The sequence below is a fragment of the Amycolatopsis magusensis genome, assembly GCF_017875555.1.
GTDB lineage: Bacteria > Actinomycetota > Actinomycetes > Mycobacteriales > Pseudonocardiaceae > Amycolatopsis > Amycolatopsis magusensis.
Genome location: NZ_JAGGMS010000001.1, coordinates 639,018 through 660,970, shown reverse-complemented (window position 1 = coordinate 660,970; position 21,953 = coordinate 639,018). Strand labels below are relative to the sequence as shown.

The 21,953-nt window shown below is 71.3% G+C and carries 19 protein-coding genes; 11 read left to right on the top strand and 8 right to left on the bottom strand.

The window, feature by feature from the left end; translation table 11 throughout:
• Positions 1-21: 21 nt before the first annotated feature.
• Positions 22-1,236 (bottom strand): molybdopterin molybdotransferase MoeA, encoded by a 1,215-nt coding sequence (moeA, locus tag JOM49_RS03070; protein ID WP_209662854.1) that lies wholly within the window; start codon positions 1,234-1,236, stop codon positions 22-24.
• Positions 1,237-1,311: 75 nt separating this feature from the next.
• On the opposite strand from moeA, the gene JOM49_RS03065 reads away from it, so the two are divergent.
• From JOM49_RS03065 to groL, 5 genes are all read left to right on the top strand, one after another.
• On the top strand, positions 1,312-1,989 hold the full coding sequence (locus JOM49_RS03065) for a TIGR00266 family protein (protein WP_209662853.1): 678 nt from the start codon (positions 1,312-1,314) through the stop codon (positions 1,987-1,989).
• 9 nt (positions 1,990-1,998) lie between these two features.
• Positions 1,999-2,592 carry an AIM24 family protein gene (locus tag JOM49_RS03060; RefSeq protein ID WP_209662852.1) on the top strand — a complete coding sequence of 198 codons (594 nt, stop codon included), beginning with the start codon at positions 1,999-2,001 and terminating at the stop codon, positions 2,590-2,592.
• 104 nt (positions 2,593-2,696) lie between these two features.
• A complete protein-coding gene (locus JOM49_RS03055; protein WP_209662851.1) occupies positions 2,697-2,903 on the top strand; it encodes a cold-shock protein in 207 nt (68 codons plus the stop codon).
• Between the two features lie 77 nt (positions 2,904-2,980).
• Positions 2,981-4,471 carry a serine/threonine-protein kinase gene (locus JOM49_RS03050; RefSeq protein WP_209662850.1) on the top strand — a complete coding sequence of 497 codons (1,491 nt, stop codon included), beginning with the start codon at positions 2,981-2,983 and terminating at the stop codon, positions 4,469-4,471.
• 227 nt (positions 4,472-4,698) lie between these two features.
• Positions 4,699-6,327, top strand: coding sequence for a chaperonin GroEL (groL, locus tag JOM49_RS03045; RefSeq protein WP_209662849.1), 1,629 nt, complete (start codon positions 4,699-4,701; stop codon positions 6,325-6,327).
• A 296-nt stretch (positions 6,328-6,623) separates the two neighbouring features.
• On the opposite strand, the gene JOM49_RS03040 is transcribed toward groL, so the two are convergent.
• Positions 6,624-6,842: a PspC domain-containing protein gene (locus tag JOM49_RS03040; protein ID WP_209662848.1), complete on the bottom strand. Its 219-nt coding sequence runs from the start codon at positions 6,840-6,842 to the stop codon at positions 6,624-6,626.
• Positions 6,843-6,939: 97 nt separating this feature from the next.
• On the opposite strand from JOM49_RS03040, the gene JOM49_RS03035 reads away from it, so the two are divergent.
• Positions 6,940-7,734 (top strand): transporter substrate-binding domain-containing protein, encoded by a 795-nt coding sequence (locus tag JOM49_RS03035; RefSeq protein WP_209662847.1) that lies wholly within the window; start codon positions 6,940-6,942, stop codon positions 7,732-7,734.
• On the opposite strand, the gene JOM49_RS03030 is transcribed toward JOM49_RS03035, so the two are convergent.
• Entirely contained in the window at positions 7,701-8,678 is a 978-nt protein-coding gene (locus JOM49_RS03030) for an o-succinylbenzoate synthase (protein ID WP_209662846.1), read from the bottom strand. The genes JOM49_RS03035 and JOM49_RS03030 overlap by 34 nt on opposite strands.
• On the opposite strand from JOM49_RS03030, the gene JOM49_RS03025 reads away from it, so the two are divergent.
• Together JOM49_RS03025 and JOM49_RS03020 are read left to right on the top strand one after the other, a co-directional pair.
• Positions 8,677-11,487, top strand: a complete 2,811-nt coding sequence (locus JOM49_RS03025) for an AfsR/SARP family transcriptional regulator (protein WP_245369222.1) — start codon at positions 8,677-8,679, stop codon at positions 11,485-11,487. The genes JOM49_RS03030 and JOM49_RS03025 overlap by 2 nt on opposite strands.
• 147 nt (positions 11,488-11,634) lie before the next feature.
• Positions 11,635-12,606 carry a zinc-dependent alcohol dehydrogenase gene (locus JOM49_RS03020; protein ID WP_209662845.1) on the top strand — a complete coding sequence of 324 codons (972 nt, stop codon included), beginning with the start codon at positions 11,635-11,637 and terminating at the stop codon, positions 12,604-12,606.
• On the opposite strand, the gene JOM49_RS03015 is transcribed toward JOM49_RS03020, so the two are convergent.
• The 3 genes from JOM49_RS03015 to JOM49_RS03005 form a co-directional block, all read right to left on the bottom strand.
• Positions 12,594-12,866 carry a helix-turn-helix domain-containing protein gene (locus JOM49_RS03015; RefSeq protein WP_209662844.1) on the bottom strand — a complete coding sequence of 91 codons (273 nt, stop codon included), beginning with the start codon at positions 12,864-12,866 and terminating at the stop codon, positions 12,594-12,596. The two genes, JOM49_RS03020 and JOM49_RS03015, sit on opposite strands and share 13 nt — an antisense overlap.
• Positions 12,867-13,097: 231 nt before the next feature.
• Positions 13,098-13,946: a DUF72 domain-containing protein gene (locus JOM49_RS03010; protein WP_308158633.1), complete on the bottom strand. Its 849-nt coding sequence runs from the start codon at positions 13,944-13,946 to the stop codon at positions 13,098-13,100.
• A 36-nt stretch (positions 13,947-13,982) separates the two neighbouring features.
• Positions 13,983-15,620, bottom strand: coding sequence for a DNA repair helicase XPB (locus JOM49_RS03005; protein ID WP_209662843.1), 1,638 nt, complete (start codon positions 15,618-15,620; stop codon positions 13,983-13,985).
• A gap of 103 nt (positions 15,621-15,723) precedes the next feature.
• On the opposite strand from JOM49_RS03005, the gene JOM49_RS03000 reads away from it, so the two are divergent.
• Complete coding sequence (locus JOM49_RS03000; protein WP_209662842.1) at positions 15,724-16,362, top strand: TetR/AcrR family transcriptional regulator; 639 nt, start codon at positions 15,724-15,726, stop codon at positions 16,360-16,362.
• Here the strand turns inward: JOM49_RS03000 and JOM49_RS02995 are convergent.
• Positions 16,359-17,333, bottom strand: a complete 975-nt coding sequence (locus JOM49_RS02995) for an ABC transporter substrate-binding protein (protein ID WP_209662841.1) — start codon at positions 17,331-17,333, stop codon at positions 16,359-16,361. The two genes, JOM49_RS03000 and JOM49_RS02995, sit on opposite strands and share 4 nt — an antisense overlap.
• A gap of 185 nt (positions 17,334-17,518) precedes the next feature.
• Between JOM49_RS02995 and JOM49_RS02990 the strand changes: the two genes are divergently transcribed.
• Together JOM49_RS02990 and JOM49_RS02985 are read left to right on the top strand one after the other, a co-directional pair.
• Complete coding sequence (locus tag JOM49_RS02990; protein ID WP_209662840.1) at positions 17,519-20,092, top strand: sensor histidine kinase; 2,574 nt, start codon at positions 17,519-17,521, stop codon at positions 20,090-20,092.
• On the top strand, positions 20,089-20,766 hold the full coding sequence (locus JOM49_RS02985; RefSeq protein ID WP_209662839.1) for a copper homeostasis protein CutC: 678 nt from the start codon (positions 20,089-20,091) through the stop codon (positions 20,764-20,766). The genes JOM49_RS02990 and JOM49_RS02985 overlap by 4 nt, the downstream gene beginning before the upstream one ends.
• Here JOM49_RS02985 and JOM49_RS02980 read toward each other — a convergent pair.
• The gene (locus JOM49_RS02980; protein ID WP_209662838.1) at positions 20,752-21,927 is read right to left on the bottom strand and encodes an MFS transporter; all 1,176 of its coding nucleotides are present in this window, start codon (positions 21,925-21,927) and stop codon (positions 20,752-20,754) included. The two genes, JOM49_RS02985 and JOM49_RS02980, sit on opposite strands and share 15 nt — an antisense overlap.
• Between the last annotated feature and the right edge of the window lie 26 nt (positions 21,928-21,953).

The window sequence follows — 21,953 nt, the reverse complement described above, 5'->3', positions numbered from 1 at the left end:
TGATGACCAAAAGTCATCAGTTCAGAGCAGTAGGACGTTCACTTCGGACCCCTTTGGTGCCTCTGTGACGTCCTCCGGCAGCACGATGAGGCAGTTCGCCTGGGCGAAGGCGGCCAGCAGGTGTGAGCCGGGGCCGCCGCGCGGACCGACCTCGCCGGTGACCTCGCCGTCGGAGTGCGAGTAGAAACCCCGGCGGAACTGGGCTTTCCCAGCCGGTGAACGCAGTGCCTCGGTCAGCTTCGCGCGCACCCTCGGACGGTCCACAATGGAGTGTCCCATCGCGGCGAGCACCGCGGGCCGGACGAAGACCTCGAAGGAGACCAGGCTGCTCACCGGGTTGCCGGGCAGGGTGAACACCGGCACGCCGTTCCAGCGGCCGAGCCCCTGCGGGCCGCCCGGCTGCATGGCCACCTTCCGGAACTCCACGCCCGCGCCGGTCAGCGCGTCCTTGACGACCTCGTACGCCCCCGCGCTCACCCCGCCCGAGGTGATCAGCAGGTCCACCGACGCCAGCCGCGGCTCGATCACCGCGCGGAACTCGGTCACGTCGTCGACCACGCTGCGGATGGTCTCCACGTGGCAGCCGAGCGCGCGCAGCGCGGCCACCAGCATCACGCTGTTCGACTCGTAGATCTGCCCGTGCTTCAACGGGGCCGGCGCGGTGACCAGCTCCGAGCCGGTCGACACCACCAGCACCCGCGGCGCGGTGAACACCGCGAGCGAGTCGAGGCCGACCGCGGCGGCCAAGCCGACCTGCGCCGGTCCGAGCAGGGTGCCGCGGGTCAGCGCCGTGGTGCCGCGCTGCACGTCCTCGCCGGTGCGCCGCAAGTGGTTCCCCGGCGGCACCGCGGCGAACACCTGCACGGTTTCCACGCCACCGTCGGTCTTTTCCACCATCACCACGGTGTCGGCGCCGGGCGGCATGGGCGCGCCGGTCATGATCCGGTGCGCGGTGCCGGGCAGCAGCGGTGGCGAATCCACCCGCCCGGCCGGGATGTCCTCGGCGACCGGCAGCGTCACCGGCGCGCTTTCGCTCGCCCCGGCCACGTCGACCGCGCGCACCGCGTAGCCGTCCATCGCGGAGTTGTCGAACGGCGGCAGCGACACGTCCGCCGTCACGTCCTCGGCGAGGACGAGCCCCGCGCAGTCGGCCAGTGGCAGGCGCACGGGGGTCCGGCCGCCGAGCAGCGCGGTCACCTCGGCGCGGTGGTGTTCGACGGAGATCACGCGGACCATCCTCCCCGGCCCGGCCCGTCGTGCAAGACTCTCCCCGCCGCACGGCGATTCGACATGAGGTCACGGAGGGGTTCCATGCAGGTCAATGTCCGCCAGCAACCGTCGTTCGCGGTGGCCAGGCTGTCGCTCGCCCCCGGCGAGCCCGCCCAGGTCGAGGCCGGCGCGATGATGGCGACCAGCTACGGCGTGCAGGTGCAGTCCAAGGCGCAGGGCGGGCTCATGAAGGGCCTCGGCCGGGCCTTCCTCTCCGGGGAGTCCTTCTTCATCTCCACCTTCACCGCCCCGCAGAACGGTGGCTGGGTGGACGTGGCGGCCAACCTGCCCGGCGACATCCAGGTGATCAACCTCGACGGCCGCACCGGCTGGTGCGTGACGAAGGGCTCCTGGCTCGCCTCCTCGCACGCGGTGACCACCGAGACCCGCTGGGGCGGTTTCGGCAACCTGGTCGGCGGCGAGGGCGGCTTCCTCACCCACGCGCACGGCCAGGGGCAGCTGATCGTGGCCTGCTACGGCGCGCTCGAGACGGTCACGCTGCAGCCGGGCGAGGTGATCACCGTCGACTCCGGGCACGTGGTCGCCTACGCCGACACCGTGCAGACGCAGACCCGCAAGGTGGCCAGCGGCTTCATCCAGTCGATGAAGAGCGGCGAGGGGCTGGTGTTCGACTTCGCCGGTCCCGGCCAGGTGCTGACCCAGACCCGCAACCCGGCGGCGCTGTCGGCGTGGATCGTCGCACAGGTACCGCAGCGGTAGGGCGCGAAGATGCGGGTGCACACGCGGCACACGCCTGCCTTCGGCGTCGCCAGGGTCGTGCTCGGCCCCGGCGAAGCCGTGCAGGCGGCCGCGGAAGCGTTGCTGGCCAGCAGTTTCGGCGTGGCGCCGAGCGCGCCTTCGCGCAAGGGCGGCCCGGTGGTCTTCACCGCGCCCGCCGAGGGCGGCTGGGTCGACCTCGCGCCCAAGCGGGCCGGTGACGTCTACCCGCTGGAGTTCGACGGCACCCAGGGCTGGTGCGTGGCGAAGGACGCGGTCCTCGCCCGGCCCGCCGGGGTCCGCCGCGACCAGCACTGGCCCGCGCTGCAGTCGCTGTTCGGCGGCGACGGCGGGTTCCTCGACCACTACGCCGGGGTCGGGCCGCTCATCCTGAGCTGCACCGGCCCGGTCGAGGTGTTCAGCCTGGACCCCGGCGAGATCGTCACGGTGACGCCCGGCTTCCTCGTCGCCTACCCGGACAACGTCCAGGTTCGCTTGCGCGCGATCGACCCGTCCGGCCCGCAGTCGGTGCGCACCGGGGAGGGGCTCGCGCTCGATTTCGCCGGTCCCGGCCGGGTGCTCGTGCAGGCTCGGAGTGCCCGCTAGTGCAGGCGATTTTGCGCCGATTTGACCATTGCCGGGCCCGTTCGATCCGGTAGCGTGAATCCACCTCACCCTTGGCTTCGGCGTGCACTACAAGGAGGACGGGCGTGGCGAACGGCACGGTCAAGTGGTTCAACTCGGAAAAGGGCTACGGCTTCATCGAGTGCTCGGACGGCCCGGATGTGTTCGTCCACTACTCGGCGATCCAGGCCGACGGATTCCGCACCCTGGACGAGGGGGACCGGGTCGAGTTCGAGGTCCAGTCGGGCCGGGACGGCCGCAGCCAGGCGGCCGACGTCCGCAAGGTTCCCTGAGCCCGTCCACCGGGTGAAAACCGCCGAGACGCCGAACCGGGAGCGGCTGCCGTGGACAGGGCATTAGGCTGCACGGCGTGACAGGCGATGTGTCGGGGGACCTCACCGGTCGCCGGCTGGGCAACTACCGCATCGACGGGGTGCTCGGCAAGGGCGGCATGAGTGTGATGTACCGGGCCACCGACGTGCGACTGGGTCGCAAGGTGGCGTTGAAGGTGATCGGCGAGCACCTGGGCGCCGACGCCGAGTTCCGCGAACGGTTCGTCGACGAGGCGCGCAGCACCTCGGCGATCGACCACGCCAACGTCGTCCCGCTCTACGACTTCGGCGAACTCGACGGCATGCTCTACATCGCCATGCGCCTGGTCGACGGCAAGGACCTCGCCGGGCTGATCAACGGCGCGCCGATGGCCCCGGACCGCGCGCTGGGCCTGCTCGAACAGGTCGCCGACGCACTGGACACCCTGCACGGCCGCGGCCTCGTGCACCTCGACGTGAAACCGGCGAACGTGCTGGTCACCAGCCGCGAATCGGCCCGCGAGCACGTCTACGTCGCCGACTTCGGCCTGACCAGGCGGGGCGCCACCGGGCACCGCACCCGCGGCGGCGACTTCCTCGGCTCACCGACCTACGCCGCGCCGGAGCACCTGCGCGGCGAACCGCTCGACGGCCGCACCGACCAGTACGCGCTGGCCTGCGTGCTCTACGCCTGCCTGACCGGCAGCCCGCCGTTCAAGGGCGACGTGCCCGCGGTGATCAAGGGGCACCTGCAGGGCGAACCGCCGTCGGTCTCGCGGGTGGTCTCGCTGCCGCCCGCCATCGACGAGGTGATCCGCAAGGGCATGGCGAAGAGCGCGGGCGACCGCTACACCAGCTGCGTGGAGCTGGTCGCCGCGGCCCGCCGGGCGCTGGAATCCGCGCAGCCGGTCGCCGCGGGCCCGCCGTCGCACGTGGCCACCGGGCCGCCGTCGCAGCCGCAACCGGTTGCCGTCAGCTCGCCGGGCCAGCAGAGTGCACCCCAACCACGACCACCGCAGGGCGAGGGGGCCCGGATGCACCCGTACGGACAAGGCGGTCCTCAGCAACCGCAGCAGCAGCCGCCGCCCGGGTACGGGCCGCCGCCCGGCATGCCCCCGCAGGGGATGCCACCCCAGGGGATGCCGCCGCAAGGCATGCCGCCCCAGGGTTACGGCACCCCGCCGCCCGGGTACGGCCCGCCGCAGGGCATGCCGCCGGGACCGCCGCCCGGATACGGCCCGCCGCCCGGCGACCCGATGCGGCTGCGCCCGCCGTCTCCCGCGGGAATGTCCCCGTGGGAGGAGAAGAAGAGCAGCAAGGCCTGGCTGATCTGGCTGATCGTCGGGCTCGTCGTGGTGGCCGGTGGCATCGTGCTGGTGCTGTTCCTCACGCAGGGCGGCGACAGCGCCGGGGACGCCCCGACCGACCGCGGCACCAACCAGCCCGCGCCGTCCATCCCGGTCGGCGAGGGTCCTGCGACCGGGCAACCCGGCGAGACCGGCGGCAACAAGCCACCGCCCACCTCCATCCCGATCAAGCCGGGCGGCTGACCAGCACTTCTTGCACTCGCCCCGGGGGAGTGCTAAACAGGCTTTAGCACTCGATACGTTAGAGTGCCAGACGGGCGGTACCGATCGCCCGCCTCATGGTCGGGACGGTGAGGCCGAGCCCGGGAAACCGAGCCGGTCGTCCGTCGCGGGCACCGAACCTGGCCGAGGAAGTGTTCCTGCCGCCGCTGTGCCAGTGGCGGCGCCCAATATCGGAGGACCACACCGCAATGGCCAAACTGATCGCGTTCGACGAGGACGCCCGCCGCGGTCTTGAGCGCGGCCTCAACACCCTCGCCGAAGCCGTCAAGGTGACGCTCGGCCCGCGTGGCCGCAACGTCGTGCTCGAAAAGAAGTGGGGCGCGCCGACGATCACCAACGACGGTGTCTCCATCGCCAAGGAGATCGAGCTCGAGGACCCCTGGGAGAAGATCGGGGCCGAGCTCGTCAAGGAAGTTGCCAAGAAGACCGACGACGTCGCGGGTGACGGCACCACCACCGCCACCGTGCTCGCCCAGGCCCTCGTCCGCGAGGGGCTGCGCAACGTGGCCGCCGGCGCTGACCCGATCAGCCTCAAGCGTGGCATCGAGCAGGCCGTCGAGGCCGTCATCGAGCAGCTGCACAAGGCCGCCGTGCAGGTCGAGACCAAGGAGCAGATCTCTGCTACCGCCTCGATCTCCGCTGCCGACCGCACCATCGGTGAGCTGATCGCCGAGGCGCTGGACAAGGTCGGCAAGGAAGGTGTCGTCACCGTCGAGGAGTCGAACACCTTCGGGCTCGAGCTCGAGCTGACCGAGGGCATGCGCTTCGACAAGGGCTACATCTCCGGTTACTTCGTGACCGACGCCGAGCGCCAGGAAGCCGAGCTGGAGGACCCCTACGTCCTGCTGTACGGCTCCAAGATCTCGAACGTCAAGGACGTGCTGCCGCTGCTGGAGAAGGTCATCCAGTCCGGCAAGCCGCTGCTGATCATCTCCGAGGACGTCGAGGGCGAGGCGCTGGCCACCCTGGTCGTCAACAAGATCCGCGGCACCTTCAAGTCCGTCGCCGTCAAGGCGCCCGGCTTCGGTGACCGCCGCAAGGCCATCCTGCAGGACATCGCGATCCTGACCGGTGGCCAGGTGATCTCGGAGGACGTCGGCCTCAAGCTGGAGAACGCCGACCTGTCGCTGCTGGGCCGCGCCCGCAAGGCGGTCATCACCAAGGACGAGACGACCATCGTCGAGGGTGCCGGCGACGCCGACCAGATCCAGGGTCGCGTCAACCAGATTCGCGCCGAGATCGAGAACTCGGACTCGGACTACGACCGCGAGAAGCTGCAGGAGCGGCTGGCCAAGCTGGCCGGCGGCGTGGCCGTGATCAAGGCCGGTGCCGCCACCGAGGTCGAGCTCAAGGAGCGCAAGCACCGCATCGAGGACGCGGTGCGCAACGCCAAGGCCGCCGTCGAAGAGGGCATCGTCGCCGGTGGTGGCGTCGCGCTGCTGCAGGCCGCCGAGGCCGCCTTCGCGGGCCTGAAGCTCGAGGGCGACGAGGCGACCGGCGCGAACATCGTCAAGGTCGCCGTCGAGGCTCCGCTGAAGCAGATCGCCATCAACGCCGGCCTCGAAGGCGGCGTCGTGGTGGAGAAGGTCAAGGGCCTGCCGCAGGGTCACGGCCTGAACGCCGCCACGGGTGTCTACGAGGACCTGCTCGCCGCCGGCGTGCCGGACCCCACCAAGGTCACCCGCTCCGCGCTGCAGAACGCCGCCTCCATCGCGGCGCTGTTCCTGACCACCGAAGCCGTTGTCGCGGACAAGCCGGAGAAGGCCTCGGCCGCCCCGGCCGACCCGTCGGGCGGCATGGGTGGCATGGACTTCTGAGTCCAGCCCTTCGCTAGTCACCAAGGCCCGGCCCACGTACACGTGGGCCGGGCCTTCGGTCTTCGCTTGGCCCCTCGCGGCCCCCGGGGGGACACAAATGTGGCTTTCGGAGCGGAATACGCCCCCAAAGCCACATTCGTGTCCCTCCCCGCCCCCTCGGGAAGCCGGGTTCGGCTGCCCGGCCGCGGCACTCACGCTCCCGAATGTCGATCTCGCCCGCGCGAATGTGGGGTTCAGCTTCCTGAACGTGGGACTCGCGCTCGCGAACGTGGGGTTCGGGTGCCTGAACGTGGGGGTCAGGGGGTGGGGTCTTCGGGCATGAGGAGCCAGCAGGCGGCGTAGACGAGAACGGGGGTGCCGACGCCGAAGATGGTGGCGGCGACCAGCAGGATGCGCAGGATCGCGGCGTCCACGCCGAGCATGCGCGCCCAGCCGCCGCACACCCCGGCCAGCATCTTGTCGCTGCTGCTGCGGCGGAGCTTCTTGGTCTCTGGCTGGTACACGTTGTTCGTCATGCGTCCATGGTGTGGCCGGGCCTGGCCCGCCGACATCAGGGAACAGCCCTGGCCCGACCCGGAATCGGGACCCCGAGGATGTGGTTGGCTGCGAGGTATGACGGTTCGGAAAACGGCGCTCTGTCTCGTCGCGCTGGCCCTCCTCGGCATGGGGACGGCGAGCGCCGCGGGCCCGGCGAAGCAACCCCGCAGCGAACTCGACCGCGTGCTCGCCCGCGGCGAGGTGAAGGTGTGCAGCACCGGCGACTACCGCCCGTTCACCTACCGCGACCCGGCGACCGGGCAGTGGAGCGGCATCGACATCGACATGGCCGGGGACCTCGCCCAGCGGCTCGGCGTGCGGCTGAAGCTCGTCCCCACCACCTGGAAGACCCTGGTGGACGACCTCGGCCGCACCTGCGACCTGTCCATGGGCGGCATCTCGATCACCCTCGACCGCGCCAAGCGCGCCTTCTACACCGAGCCCTACGTCCGGGACGGCAAGACCCCGATCACCCGCTGCGAGAACGCCGAGCGCTTCCAGACCCTCGAGCAGATCGACCAGCCGGGCGTGCGCGCCATCGTCAACCCCGGCGGCACGAACGAGCAGTTCGCCGACGCCAACCTCAAGCAGGCGACCATCGTCCGCCACCCGGACAACAATACGATCTTCACCGAGATCATCGAGGGCCGCGCGGACCTGATGATCACCGACGCGGTGGAGACCCGCTGGCAGGCCAAGGAGCACCCCGAGCTGTGCTCGGTCCACCCCGACCAGCCGTTCACCTTCGCCGAGAAGGCCTACCTGCTGCCGCGCGGGGACGTGGTGTTCCAGGAATGGGTCGACCAGTGGCTCAACCTCGCCCGCCACGACGGCACCTACGACCGGTTCGCCGCCGCCTGGATCGGCTGAACGCGCGCCAGCCGGTCGAGCCACCAGGCCCGCCGGGCGTCGTCGGCCCGGACCGCCTCGAACCGGTCCGGCTCCGGCGCCCGGCGCGGCACCGGCAGGTAGCCGTCCACAGGGGACAGTGGAGTGGAGGTGACGTCGTCGGTCAGCAACGCGGCCGTGCCCAGTCCGCAGGCGAAGTCCAGCGACGGCAGCGCCCCGGCCAGCGCCAGCCCGGCGGCCAGCCCGACGCTGCTCTCCACCGCCGAGGACACCACGCACGGCAGTCCGCAGGCCTCGGCCACGCGCAACGCCCGCCGCACCCCGCCGAGCGGCGCCACCTTGATCACCGCGACGTCGGCGGCCCCGGCGACGGCCACCTTCAGCGGGTCCTCGGCCCGCCGGATCGACTCGTCGGCGGCGATCCGCACGTCGACCCGGCGTCGCACGGCGGCCAGTTCCTCGATGGACGCGCACGGCTGCTCGGCGTACTCCAGCCCACCCGCCGCGCGGTCCAGTTCGCGGATGGCGTGCACCGCTTCGTCGACCTCCCAGGCCATGTTGGCGTCCACCCGGATCGCGCCGCCCGGGCCGAGTGCCGAGCGCACCGCGGCCACCCGGTCGCAGTCCTCGCTCAGCGTGGTGCCCGCGCCGGCCACCTTCACCTTCGCCGTCCGGCAGCCGGAGGCGGCGACCAGTTCGTGCGCGCGCTCGGGACTGAGCACGGGCACCGTGGCGTTGACCGGGACGCGGTCCCGCACCGGCTCGGGCCAGCCCCGCTCACCGGCTTCCACCGCGGAGGCGAGCCATGGCACGCTCTCGGCGTCGGAGTACTCGGCGAACGGGCAGAACTCACCCCATCCCGCCTCGCCCCGCAGGAGCAGGCCTTCCCGGGTGGTGATGCCGCGGAAGCGGTGCCGCATCGGCGCCGCGTAGACCAGGACCGATGACGTGGACAGGGAGGGCATGGACCACATGGTGGCAAACCCGGGCCCGGCGCTCGAGTTCGGCGTGCTCGGCCCCGTCGAGGTGCGCGCGGGCGGGGCGCCGGTGCCGGTCGGCGGCAGCAAACCGCTGATCGTGCTGGCCGGGTTGCTGCTGCGGGCGAACCGGGTGGTCACGGTCGAGGAGCTGTCGTGGTGGCTCTGGGACAGCGACGAGACGCGCTGGTCGAAGGGCGCGCTGCAGACCTACGTGCTGCGCGTGCGGCGTGCGCTCGGTGACCACGCCCGCATCCGCACCGAACACGGCGGTTACGTGCTGGAGGTGGCGCCGGAAGCGCTCGACCTCGGCCGGTTCCGGGCGAACGCCGAACGCGGCAGGCAGGCCGCCGAGCGCGGTGAGCTGCGCGAAGCCGCGGTCGCGTTCACCGACGCGCTCGTCCAGTGGCGCGGGCCCGCGTTGTCCAATGTGGACTCAGACGCGCTGGTCCGCGACGAGGTCAGCCAGCTCGACGACGAACGGCTCGGCGTGCGCGAACAGTGGGCCGAGGTGATGCTCGGGCTCGGCGAGCACCACGCCGTCGTACCCCAGCTGATCGCGCTGGCCAGGGAGAACCCGCTGCGGGAACGCCTGCACGAGCAGCTCATGCTCGCCCTGCACCGGTCCGGGCGGCAGTCCGACGCGCTGGCCGTGTACCGGTCGATCAGCGCGGCGCTGACCGAGGAGCTGGGCCTCGATCCGGGACCGTCGCTGCGGCGCGCGCACCAGGCCGTGCTCGCCGGTGAGCACGGCACGTACACCCGGCAGCGCGGGGAAACGCTGGTGCCACGCCAACTGCCCGGCGACTTCGCCGGATTCATCGGCCGCCACCAGGCGCTTTCACGCCTGCGTGAACTCGTCCGCGCGGAATCGGCGCCGATCGCGTCGATCGAAGGCATGGGCGGCGTCGGCAAGACCACCTTGGCCGTCCACTTCGCACACGAGGTCGCCGAGCGCTACCCCGGCGGGCAGCTCTACACCGATCTGCGCGGGTACGGCCCTGGCGGTCCGCTCGAACCGCAGGCGGCGCTCGAAATGATGCTGACCGCGATGGGCGTGCCCGCCGACGAGATGCCCGCCGGGCTGGCGCAGCGCTCGGCGTTGTGGCGCACGCACACGGCCAGCCGCCGTGTCCTGGTGGTGCTGGACAACGCGGGCAGCACCGAGCAGGTGCGCCCGCTGCTGCCCGGTCCCGGTTCGCTGGTGCTGGTGACCAGCCGGTCGCGGCTGCGGTCGATGGCCGCGGTGCACGGCGCTCGCCGCATCCCGCTGGACGAACTGCCGGTGACGGACGCGGTGGAACTGCTCGCGGGCATCGTCGGCCAGGACGCGGTGCGGGCCGATCCGATCGCCGCGCGCGAGTTCGCCGCGCGCTGCGGCCGGTTGCCGCTGGCCATCCGGATCCTGGCCGTGCGGGCGTCGCAGTTCCCCGAGGTGCCGCTGGCGGAGTTCGTCGCCGACTTCGACCGCGAGCAGGACAAGCTCGATTCGTTCGACCTCAACGACGGCGACGAGACCGATCTGCGTGCCGTGTTCGCCCGCTCGTACCACGCGCTGGACGAGTCGTGCGCCCGCTTGCTGCGGCTGCTCGGGTTGCCGGAGGAGGCGCGGGACTTCACCGCCGCGTCGGCTGCCGCGCTCGCCGGGGTCGGCCTGCGGGAAGCGCGGATGAGCCTGGACCGACTGGCCTCGGCGCATCTGATCGCCGAGCCGCGGCCCGGCCGGTACCAGTTCCACGACCTGATCCGTGAGTTCGCCGCGGACCTGTGCCGCCGCACGGAAACCGAGGACACCCGCACGGCCGCGCTGCACCGATTGCTGAGCTGGGCGCTCGACAGCACGCGCGCCGCCGCGGTCAACCTGCGGCCCGGTCGCCGGTACGACCTCATCCCGGTGCGCGAGCTGGTGCCGTACGAGACCTTCCCGGACCGCGCGGCCGCGTTGACCTGGCAGGACGCCGAAGTGGGCAACCTCGCCGCGCTGGTCCGGCTGGCGAATCGGATCGGCGCGCACGACCAGGCGTGGCAGCTGGCCTGGCTGTTGCAGTCGTACTTCGTGGTCCGGACCCCGTTGCACGCCTGGAAAGCCGTGTTCGATATCGCGCTGTCTTCCGCGGTGGCCTGCGGTGACCGGCGCGGGCAGGCGGGCATCCTCAGCGGGCTCGGCGTGCTGCACGGTGTGGCGCGGGAGGAACCCGAGGCCATCCGCTACCTGCTGCAGGTCCTCGCCATCCAGCGCGAGATCGGGGACCGCGAGGGCGAGGCCAGGGTGCAGTACAACCTGTCGATGGCCTACCAGAACACCGAGGAGCCGCACCGGTCGCTGGAGCACGGCGAGGAGGCCATCCGGCTGGCGAGGGAGCTGGGCGTGGGCTCGCTGGAGGCGAACAGCCTGCAGGCGATGGCCGACACCAGCACCTACCTCGGCAGGCACGCCACCGCGCTGGCGCTGGTCGACGCGGCGCTGGACGTCTGGCAGCGGATCAACGAGGCCGACAGCCAGCCGTTCCTGGTGCACAGCCGGGGACGGGCGCTGCTCGGGCTCGGCCGCACCGACGAGGGCATCGCCTGCGTGCGCCAGTCGATCGACATGTTCACCTCGCGCGGGGAGCTCTACGAGGCGGGCGATGTGCTCGCCCAGCTCGGCACCATCTACCTGCACCTCGGCGATCGGGAAGAGGCGCGCGCCCACTGGCTGCGCGCGGTGCACGTGCTGACCGAGAGCGGGCATCCGTTCGCCGAGGACGTACGGGCCAAGCTCGCCGGGCTGGTCGGCACGGACATGCCCACGCGCTGACCCCCAGTAGTGCAGCGCGTGGGCACTTCGCCCGTACGAGTACTCAAGCGCACCCCGCTCACTGACGGCTGACTCCTCGCTGTCACCGCTGATCATGGGCGCCACCTGCGCTAACATCGCGTGTGCGCAGGGTGCACGGGAGGTGGGATGAGGGCCGTCGTGCTGACCGGTCCGAGCAGGCTCGAGGCGATCGAGCTGGATCCGCCGGAGTGCGGTCCCCACGAGGTGCTGCTGAGCATGAGCGCGCTCGGGGTCGGTGACCAGGACGTGGCCGCCTTCCGCGGGCGGCGGCCGGTCGGTTCGCTGCCGTGGGTGCTGGGGCGGCAGGGCGTCGGGGAGATCGCCGCGATCGGTGAGCGGGTGACCCGGCCGTACCGGCTGGGGCAGCAGGTCGTGGTCGAGCCGGATTTCTGCTGCCGTGGTTGCCGTGCCTGTGCGGCCTGGTTCTCCTCGGCCTGCGCCGAACGGGAGTCGATCGGCCTGGACCGGCCCGGGCTGCTCGCCGAATTCGTCGCGGTGCCCGCGCACTTCACCTGGCCCGCGCCGCGTGCGGTGCCGCACGAGGACCTGGTCTGCGTCGAACCGCTGGCCGAAGCGGTGGCCGCCACGCGACGGGCGGCTGTCCAACCACGTCAGCGCGCGCTACTGCTCGGCGCGGACACCCGGGGCTTGTTCCTGTGCCTGGTGTTGCGGGCGCGTGGGCTCGAGGTGATCGTGCGCGACCCGGTCACCGAGCGCCTGGACCTGGCGTGCTCGCTGGGCGCCCTGCCGTGGACCGCGGGCGACGACGAGTTCGACGTGGTCTTCGACAACTCCGGCAAGCGCACGGCGCTGGCCGAGGGCATCGGCGGCCTCCTGCCCGGCGGCACGGTCATGGTGCTGACCGGCGCCGCCGCGCCACTGGACAACGCGGAGGTGCTGAAGCGGCAGCTGATCGTGCGCGGTTCCCGCGGTTACGACCACCCGACCGACTTCCCGGCCACCGTCGACGCGCTGGCCAGCGGCGAATTCGCCCCCGGCAAACTCGCGCGACGGCGGTATTCGCTGCAGCGGGCGAACCGGGCCTTCGAGGAGGCGGCGGTCAACGTGGCCAAGCCGTGGCTGTCCTACGACTGGTGATCCTCGGCCAGTTTGGCCTGGCCGGCCAGGTAGGCGCGGCCGACTTCCATGGTGCGCGGGGCGAGCCGGAAGAGGCGGTTGTGGCGCGTGAGGTAGCCGAGCTCGGTCAACGTGAGCAACAACCGGCGCGCCGTCGCCCGATCCAGGCCGGTGGCCTTGGCCGCTTCGCTCAGGGTCAGCTCGGGTCTGTCCGCGCTGAACGCGTGCAGCACCGCCATGGCTCTGGCGACGGACCGGACGAAGTGTCGGCCGTGGGACATGAGTACGCCCTTTTCTGACCAGCTGTGCGTATCGCGAACAATCCTACGGCTTATCGCCGATCTCCGCCGTCGGCAATCCGAGGAAGAAGCACGGAAGCGCTCGCTGATAGGCGGGACCTTGGGCAAACTCGCGTCTGCCAGCCCATAATGCGAAGCCACGCGCTCGGCGCGGTGGCCGAGGCCGTCGCTGAGTTCCTGGCCGCCGCCGCGGTCGGTGGTCTGCTGGGCGGGTCAGTCGGTGGCTTGCTCCGGGGTGGTCAGGTCGAGGCCGAGCAGGTCTCCGAGGTGGGTGGCGTCGCCGGGGGCTTTGACTTTGATGTCGTTGTCGAAGTACACGTAGACGTCCAGGTCCTTCCGGTGCCAAGCGCGGACCTTTGTGGCCCACTGCTTGAGGACCTTCTCCGAGTAGCCGCTGGCGTAGAGCTCCTCGTCGCCGTGGAGGCGGACGTAGACGAAGTCGGCGGTGACGTCCTCCATCAGGGGCCAGTTGCCGGCGCTGTCCGCGACCACCAGGCCGATCTTGTGCTTTCGCAGCAGCTCGACGGCCTCATCGGACTCGAAGCTCGGGTGCCGCACCTCCAGCGCGTGGCGCAGCGTGCGGTTGCGGCCCGGGGAGGTGTGGGCCTCGCCTTTGAGCTTGTCGTCGTGTTCCTTGGCGAGGGCCGCGGCGGCGCGGGTGGTGCGTGGCAGCTGGTCGAAGAACTCCGTGAGCCGTTCGGCGTCGAAGGCCAGGCGCGGCGGGAGTTGCCACAGGAACGGGCCGAGCTTGTGACCCAGCGCCAGCACGCCGCTGGCGAAGAAGTTCGCCAGCGGCGTGCGGACGTCGCGCAGTTGCTTCATGTGCGTGATGAACCGGCCGCCCTTGACCGCGAACACGAAGTCGTCCGGGGTCTCGGTGAACCAGGTGCGGTACCGCTCCGGGCGCTGCAACGAGTAGAACGAGCCGTTCAGCTCGGCCGTGTTGAACCGGTGCGACAGGTACTCCAGCTCCCGCCGCTGCACCAGGCCCTTCGGGTAGAACTTGCCCCGCCACGGCCCGTACCGCCAGCCCGAGGTGCCGATCCTGATGTCCGCCGTCACAGCAGCAGGGCTAACCCGCCGCGAAGGCGGTGAAACTCAGCGCAGGTCGTCGGCGTCCCGGATCGTGTACGCGTAGCCCTGCTCGGCCAGGAAGCGCTGCCGGTGCGCGGCGTACTCCGTGTCGACGGTGTCCCGCGCGACGACCGAGTAGAAGTGCGCCTGGCGGCCGTCGGCCTTCGGGCGCAGGAGGCGCCCCAGTCGCTGCGCCTCCTCCTGCCGCGAGCCGAAGGTGCCCGAAATCTGGATCGCCACCGACGCCTCGGGCAGGTCGATCGAGAAGTTCGCCACCTTCGACACCACCAGCGTGGCCAGCTCGCCGCGGCGGAACTTGTCGAACAGCTCCTCCCGCTCCTTGTTCCTGGTCGACCCCTGGATCACCGGCGCGTCCAGCTCGGCGCCGAGCATCTCCAGCTGGTCCAGGTAGGCCCCGATGATCAGCGTCGGCTCGCCGCGGTGCTTGTCCACAATGGACTTGATCACCGGGGTCTTGGTGTTCGCGGTGGCCGCGAGCTTGTACCGCTCCTCGGGTTCCGCGGTGGCGTAGAGCAGGCGCTCGTTGTCGGTCAGCGTGACCCGGACCTCGACGCATTCGGCGGGCGCGATCCAGCCCTGCGCCTCGATGTCGCGCCACGGCACGTCGTAGCGCTTCGGGCCGATCAGCGAGAAGACGTCACCTTCACGGCCGTCCTCGCGCACCAGCGTCGCGGTCAGCCCCAGCCGACGCCGCGACTGCAGGTCGGCGGTCATCCGGAAGACCGGCGCGGGCAGCAGGTGTACCTCGTCGTAGACCACCAGGCCCCAGTCACGCGTGTCGAACAGCTCCAGGTGCTTGTACTCGCCCTTCGACTTGCGGGTGATCACCTGGTAGGTGGCGATGGTGACCGGGCGGACCTCCTTCTTCTCCCCGGAGTACTCGCCGATCTCGTCCTCGGTCAGCGAGGTCCGCGCGATCAGCTCGCGCTTCCACTGGCGCCCGGCCACGGTGTTGGTCACCAGGATCAGCGTGGTCGCCTTGGCGTGCGCCATCGCCGCCGCGCCGACCAGGGTCTTGCCCGCGCCGCACGGCAGCACGACCACGCCGGACCCGCCCTTGAAGAAGGCCTGCGCGGCCTGGCGCTGGTACTCGCGGAGCTGCCAGCCGTTCTCGTCGAGGTCGATCTGGTGCGCCTCGCCGTCGACGTACCCGGCCAGGTCCTCGGCGGGCCAGCCCGCCTTGAGCAGCATCTGCTTGAGCCGCCCGCGCTCGGACGGGTGCACGGCCACCGTGTCCGGGTCCAGCCTGCTGCCCAGCATCGGGGCGATCTTCTTGCTGCGGGAGACCTCTTCGAGCACCGCGCGGTCGGTGGTGGTCATCACCAGGCCGTGTGCCGGGTGGTTGGTGATCTGGAGCCTGCCGAAGCGGGCCATCGTGTCGACCACGTCGATCAGCAGCGGCTGCGGCACCGGGAAGCGCGAGTAGGAGGTCAGCGCGTCGACCACCTGCTCGGCGTCGTGCCCGGCGGCGCGGGCGTTCCACAGCGCCAGCGGGGTCACCCGGTAGGTGTGCACGTGTTCGGGGGCGCGTTCGAGCTCGGCGAAGGGCGCGATGGCGATCCGGGCGTCCTCGGCACGCGGATGGTCGACCTCGAGGAGCACGGTCTTGTCGGACTGGACGATCAGCGGGCCATCGGTCACGCCCTCCTTTATACGTTCCCCCGGGTTCCGCTGAGCCGAAGACTCGGGGGAACGTGCCTCGTCGGGAGGCGTCATCGGCGCCCGGGCTGGCTACGATGGACGGGTGGTGGAACAGCTGGGTCTCCGGGAGCGCAAGAAGCAGCTGACGCGACGCCTCATCTCCGACACCGCGATCGACCTGTTCCTCGCTTCGGGGTTCGACACGGTCTCGGTGGCCGAAGTGGCCGACGCGGCGGAGGTCTCCAAGCGCACGCTGTTCGCCTACTTCCCCACCAAGGAAGACCTGGTGGTGCACCGGTTCGCCCACCACGAGGGCGAGAACGCGCAGGTGGTGCGCAGCCGCACGGCCCGGCAGACGCCGCTGATCGCCCTGCGCGCGCACTTCCTGGACGGGCTGCTCCGGCGCGACCCGGTCACCGGCCTCAACGACGACCCGAACCAGATCGCGCTGTACGCCATGGTCGTCGCGACGCCGAGCCTGTCCGCGCGGCTGCTGCAGTTCTACGAGGGCAGCGAGCGCGAGCTGGTGAAGGAACTGGTGGGCGGGGACGGCGCCGACGACCTGATCGCCCGGCTGGCCGCCGCGCAGATCGTGGCCACGCAGCGCACCCTGCTGATGGACAACATCCGCCGTCTGACGAACGGCGCTCGCGCCTCGGACGCCTACCCGGACGCGGTCGCGGACGCCCGCAAGGCGTTCAAGCTCCTGCGCAGCGGCCTGGCCGAGTTCGGCCTGGGCTAGTTGGCCGCCGGGATCAACGCTTGCACGTCCAAGCGTTGTTTCAGCACGCCCGCGCTGTGCATGAGGTCCGCGACCCGTTGCAGCCGCACGCCGCTCAGCGAGCTCGGGTAGCTGCCCAGCGAGACCAGCGCGGCGGTGTTCGCGTTGATGCCGGCGAACGACGGCAGCGCCTGCCGCACGATGGCCGGGTCCGCGGCCTTCTGCTGCGCCTGGCTCAGCAGTGAGCGGAACAACGCCAGCGTGCGCGGGTTGGCCTGGGCGAACACGGCGTTCGACGCGTAGGCGGACACCGGGAACTCGAGCGTCGCGCCGCGGGCGGTGTCGGCGAGCACCTTCGCGCCGAACTCCTGCTGCGCCAAGGTGATCTGCGGCTCGACCAGCCAGGCCGCGTCGGCGTCGCCGTCCCGCAATGTGGACATCATCTCGTCGGCGCCACGCTGGGTGAATTTGATGCGGCCGGCCTCCACCCCCGCGGTGGCCAGCACCGAGCGGGTGGTGAGCGTGCCGAGCCCGTCCAGGGTGTCCACCGCGATCGTCGGCGCACGCTTGGCGGTGGGCGAGTTGTACGCCGAGCCGGGCAGCGTCACCAGCGCCATCGTGCCCGCGCCCGCGGTGTACGCCTCGCCCTGGAGTTGAAGCGCCACACCGTTTCCGGCGGCCTTGAACAACGCGACGTCACGGCCGAAGGCGACGTCCAGCTCACCGGCGGCCAGCTGGCCGAGTCCTTCGTCGGCGCCGGCCTGCTCGACCAGTTCCACCTTGAGCCCGGCCCGGGTGAACAGGCCTTCGGCTACTGCCATTCGGAGCGGGGCACTCTCGATCGGGTTACCAACACCAACACGGAGAGTGTCACGTTCGGGCGCGGCCGGGGTGGCCTGCGGGTTTGTTTCGAAGGCCGAACAGCCACCGAGCGCGACCGTCAGCGCCACGACCAGCACTGCCGTGACGGCTCGCCGCGCTCCGGTGCCCATCGCTGCCTCTCGTAGCCGGGAAAACTCGCATCTGTTTGGAGCTTAAAGGCTTCTGCCCATACCATCGCCGCAAGGGCGGTGCTGGCGGACAGCTACCATCGGACTACTCGAGTCGTGCACTACTCTCCAGTAGGTTACCGGCGGCTGGCCCGCGTTCGAACGAGCTGGGTGGAAAAGGAAGCCAGGTGAACCGTCGCGGAAACGAGCCCCGAAAGGGTTATGCGACGGATTCCACATCTGCGCAGAGTTTGACCGGGGACCCCGGCGGCCGGTGGCGGCTGCGCAACTGGCGGCTGCGCACGAAGCTGTTCGCCGTGCTGCTGATCCCGACCATCGCGGTGATCACGCTGGTCGGCCTGCGGGTGCGGCTGGATCTCGGCGAAGCGGGCAGGCTGGCCGAAGCGGCCACCCGGGTGAAGGTCGACACGGCACTCGCCGAGCTGACCCACCGCCTCCAGCGTGAGCGCGACCTCACCGTCCGCTTTGTCGCCACTGAGCGGAAAACCGGCATCGACGAGTTGCGCGGGCAGCGCGACAAGGTCAACGAATCGCTCGGGGCGTTCGAACGTGTGCTGAGCGATACCGAATCCGGCTTGGCCCCCGAGGTCGCCGCCGATTTCGGCCGACTGCGCGATCAGCTGGCCGGGCTGACCGGCCTCCGATATGCCGGGGAGTTCTCCAATTTCCCGCCGGATTCGGTGCTGCGGTCCTACAGCGACCTGATCACCGCCACGCTCACGGTCGGTGATCAATCCGCGGCCGAGATCACCGATCCGGGACTGTCCCGCCTGCGACTGGCAGTGAACGCGCTGGCCAAGGTGAAGGACACGATGTCGGTCAAGCGCGCGGTGCTCGCCGAAGCGCTGGCGCAGGGGTCGCTCAGCGTGGACCGCACGCGGGCGCTGCTCGGCGCGGAAGCCGAATTCGAGGCGGCGCGGGAGGATTTCCGCCAGTTCGCCACGCCGGAGCAACGCCGGATGTACGACGACACCGTGCTCGGCATGGTCGTGGACAACGGCAACAACATGGTCGAGTCGGTGCTGCGCCGGTCCGAGACCGACCAGCCGCTGACCGGTCTCGATCCCATTCAGTGGGATATCGCGTCGACCTACACCATCAACCTCGTGCGCCAGGTCGAGGACGCGCTGCAGCAGTCCAGCCAGACCCGCACCGACACGCTCGCCGCCGACGCCAGGGCCTCGGCCATCCGCGACTCGGCGATCGTGCTCGGCGTCGTGTTGTTCGGCGGGGTGCTCGCGGTGATCGTCACGCGCTCGCTGCTGCGGTCGCTGCGGATCCTGCGCCGCAGCGCGCTGGAGGTCGCCGAGCACCGGCTGCCCGCGGCCGTCGAAGGCATCCTCACCGACCCGGAACCGCCGTACCCCGGCTCGCCGTCGGCGCCGCGGATCGCGCCGGTCCCGGTGTTCAGCAAGGAGGAACTGGGCCAGGTGGCCAGGGCCTTCGACGCGGTGCACGGCGAGGCTGTGCGGCTGGCGGGGGAGCAGGCTCGGCTGCGCGAGAACGTCAACTCGATGTTCGTCAACCTGTCGCGGCGCAGCCAGGAGCTGGTCGAGCGGCAGCTGTCCGTCCTGGACCGGATGGAGGCCGACGAGCAGGACCCGGACATCCTCGGCGGCCTCTTCGAACTGGACCACCTCGCCACCCGCATGCGCCGCAACAGCGAGAACCTGCTGGTGCTCTCGGGGACCGATCCGGCGCGCGAGGTGGCCGGGCCGGTCAGCGCGGACGAGATCATCGGCGCCGCGTTGTCGGAGGTCGAGCACTACCAGCGGATCGAACTGCCCGCGGCGCCGGAGCTGACCGTGCGCGCGGAGGCGGTCAGCGACCTGGTCCACGTGATCTCCGAGCTGCTGGAGAACGCCACCGCCTACTCGCCGCCCGCCACCACGGTGTCCGTGGTGAGCCTGGTGCTCGACGACGGCGGCTGGCGGATCGACATCGTGGACCGGGGCAGCGGGATGGCCGAGGCGGAGGTCCGGCGGACGAACGCGCGCCTGGCCGACCCGCCGAAGGTGGACGTCGAGGTGTCGCGCCGGATGGGGCTCTACGTGGTGGCGCGGTTGTCCAACCGGCACAACATCGACGTGCGCCTGGCGAACCGGCGCACCGGCGGCATGACCGCGACCGTGGTGGTGCCGCCGGAGCTGGTCAGCGTGTCGTCCCCGGTCTCGCTGCTGCCGCCCGAGCCGGTGGCGGTGCTGCCGTCGTTCAGCGAGCCGCCCGCCGAGATCGTGGTGGCCCGGCCGGAACCCGAGCCGCGGTACGAGCCAGAGCCAGAGCCGGAACCCGAGCCGGAACCGGAGCCCGAACCCGAGCCCCAGTTCGAGCCGTCGTGGCCCGACGAGGCCTACGACGAGCCCTACGAGCCGGACTGGCCCGCCTACGACCCCGAGCCGCCGGAGCCGCGACGCCCGATCGACCCGCCCGCCAGGGCGCCGGTGCACGAGTTCGAACCGCCGGAATGGCCCACGGAGGACGACGTCGAAGTCGAGGACGAGGCCGGTATCGACGGCCCCACCGAGCGCATGCCCGCCTACGCCGAGGTGCTCACGCGCTGGTTCCGCGACGCGGAGGGGCCAGGGGAGGAGCCGGCCGCCCGGCACCGCCGCGCGAACGCGGAGCAGGCGGTGCTCACACTGAGCCCCGACGCCGTCCGCGGCCGGATGTCCAGTCTGCAGAACGGGGTCGAGCGCGGTCGTTACGTGCGCGACCGGCAACGGGAGAAGGGACTCGAGTGAGCCGCGACCAGGGGTTGCTGGAAGTGATCGCGCTCGACGCGCGGGACGCCGAACAGGCCCAGCTCGGCGGCGCCGACCGCGTCGAACTGGTCACCGACATGGCGCTCGACGGGCTCACCCCGTCCGACGCGGTGGTGCGCGAGGTGCTCGCCGCGACCGACCTGCCGGTGCGGGTGATGCTGCGCGAGTCCGGTTCCTTCCTGGCGGCCAATCTGGACGCCCTGCGGGCTCGCGCGAACGAGCTGCTGGCCTTGGGCGCCAAGGAGTTCGTGCTCGGCTTCCTCACCGAGGAGGGCAGGGTCGACGAACTGGCCACCCGCGCGCTCGTGCGGGATCTCCAGGGCGCGAGCTGGACCTTCCACCGCGCGGTCGACAACGCTCGTGACGTGCGCGGTGCCTACGCGAGGGCCGCGCGCCTCGGCTGCGACACCATCCTCACCGCCGGGCACGCCGACGGGGTCACCGAAGGTGCCCGCGTGCTCGAACAGCTGGCCTCGCACGAAGAACCGCCGATGTTGATGGCGGGTGGCGGCCTGCGCGCGGACCACGTGGCGCGGTTGCGCGAGGCCGGGGTGCGGGCGTTCCACGTCGGGTCCGGGGTGCGGCCCCTCGGCTGGGTGGAGCCGGTCGACGCCGACGCCGTGCGCCGGTGGTCGGAGCTAGTCCACGGCTGACCGCTGCACCAGGAGCAGCCCGGCCGAGGTGAGCACGGTGAGCGCGCCGCCGAACAGCAGCACGCCGATGGTGCCGAGGGAGTCGACCCACAGCCCGCCGAACAACGCGCCGAGCGAGATGGACACCTGGAACGCGGTGACGAACAGGGCCCCGGCGATCTCCCGGCGGTCCGGCACCGCGCTGCCCAGCCAGATCTGCAGGCTCACCGGCACCGCGCCATAAGCCGTCCCCCAGACCAGCAGCAGCGCGATCAACCCGGGCAGCGTCTGGCCCACGATCGGGAAGAGCAGGAGTGAACCGCCGAGCCCGGCCGCCGCGACGATCAGCGTGCGGCGTGGTCGCCGGTAGGCGGCGGTGCCGCCGAGGAAGTTGCCCGCGAACCCCGCGCCGCCGTAGGCCAGCAGCAGCGCGGTGATCAGCGCGGGCGGGGTGCCGCCGGACTCGCGCAGGATCGGCGTGATGAAGGTGTACGCGCTGAAGTGCCCGATCACCAGCAGGAACACCGCGACGAAGCTGATCCGGATCTCCGGGTGGCGGAACAGGGAGAGCAGGTCGCCGAGTTTCGTCGTGCGCGCGGCGGGCAGCGCGGGCAGCAGGAACGCCTGCACGATGAGCACGCCGAGCGCGACCACGCCGAGCACCGCGAAGGCCGTGCGCCACCCGGCGAGGTCGCCGAGCAGCTTGCCGGCGGGCACGCCCGCCACGGTCGCCGTGGACACCCCGGCGAAGATCGTCGCGGTGGCCCGGCCGACCACCGCTTCCGGCACCAGCCGCACGGCGATCCCACCCGCGATCGCCCAGAACCCGCCGACGCTCAGCCCGACCAGGATGCGCGCGATCAGCAACACGGTGAAGTCCGTCGCGATCGCGCTGACCAGGTTCGCGGCCACCAGCAGCGCGCTCAGCCCGGTGAGGATGAGCCTGCGGTCGAACCGGCTCGCGGCCACGGTCAGCGCGGGCGCGGCGAAGGCGGCGACGAACCCGGGCACGGTCAGCGTCAGCCCGACCGTGCCCTCCGAGACGCCGAGCGCCACGGCGATCTGCGGCACCAGCCCGACCGGGAGCAGTTGGGAGGTGACGATGACGAAGGTCCCGACCGTCACCGAGAACACGGCGAGCCAGTACCTCAGCGGAGTCCGGGTTTCCTGCTGCACGCCCACGGGCGCAGGGTAAGCACCCGTTCTAA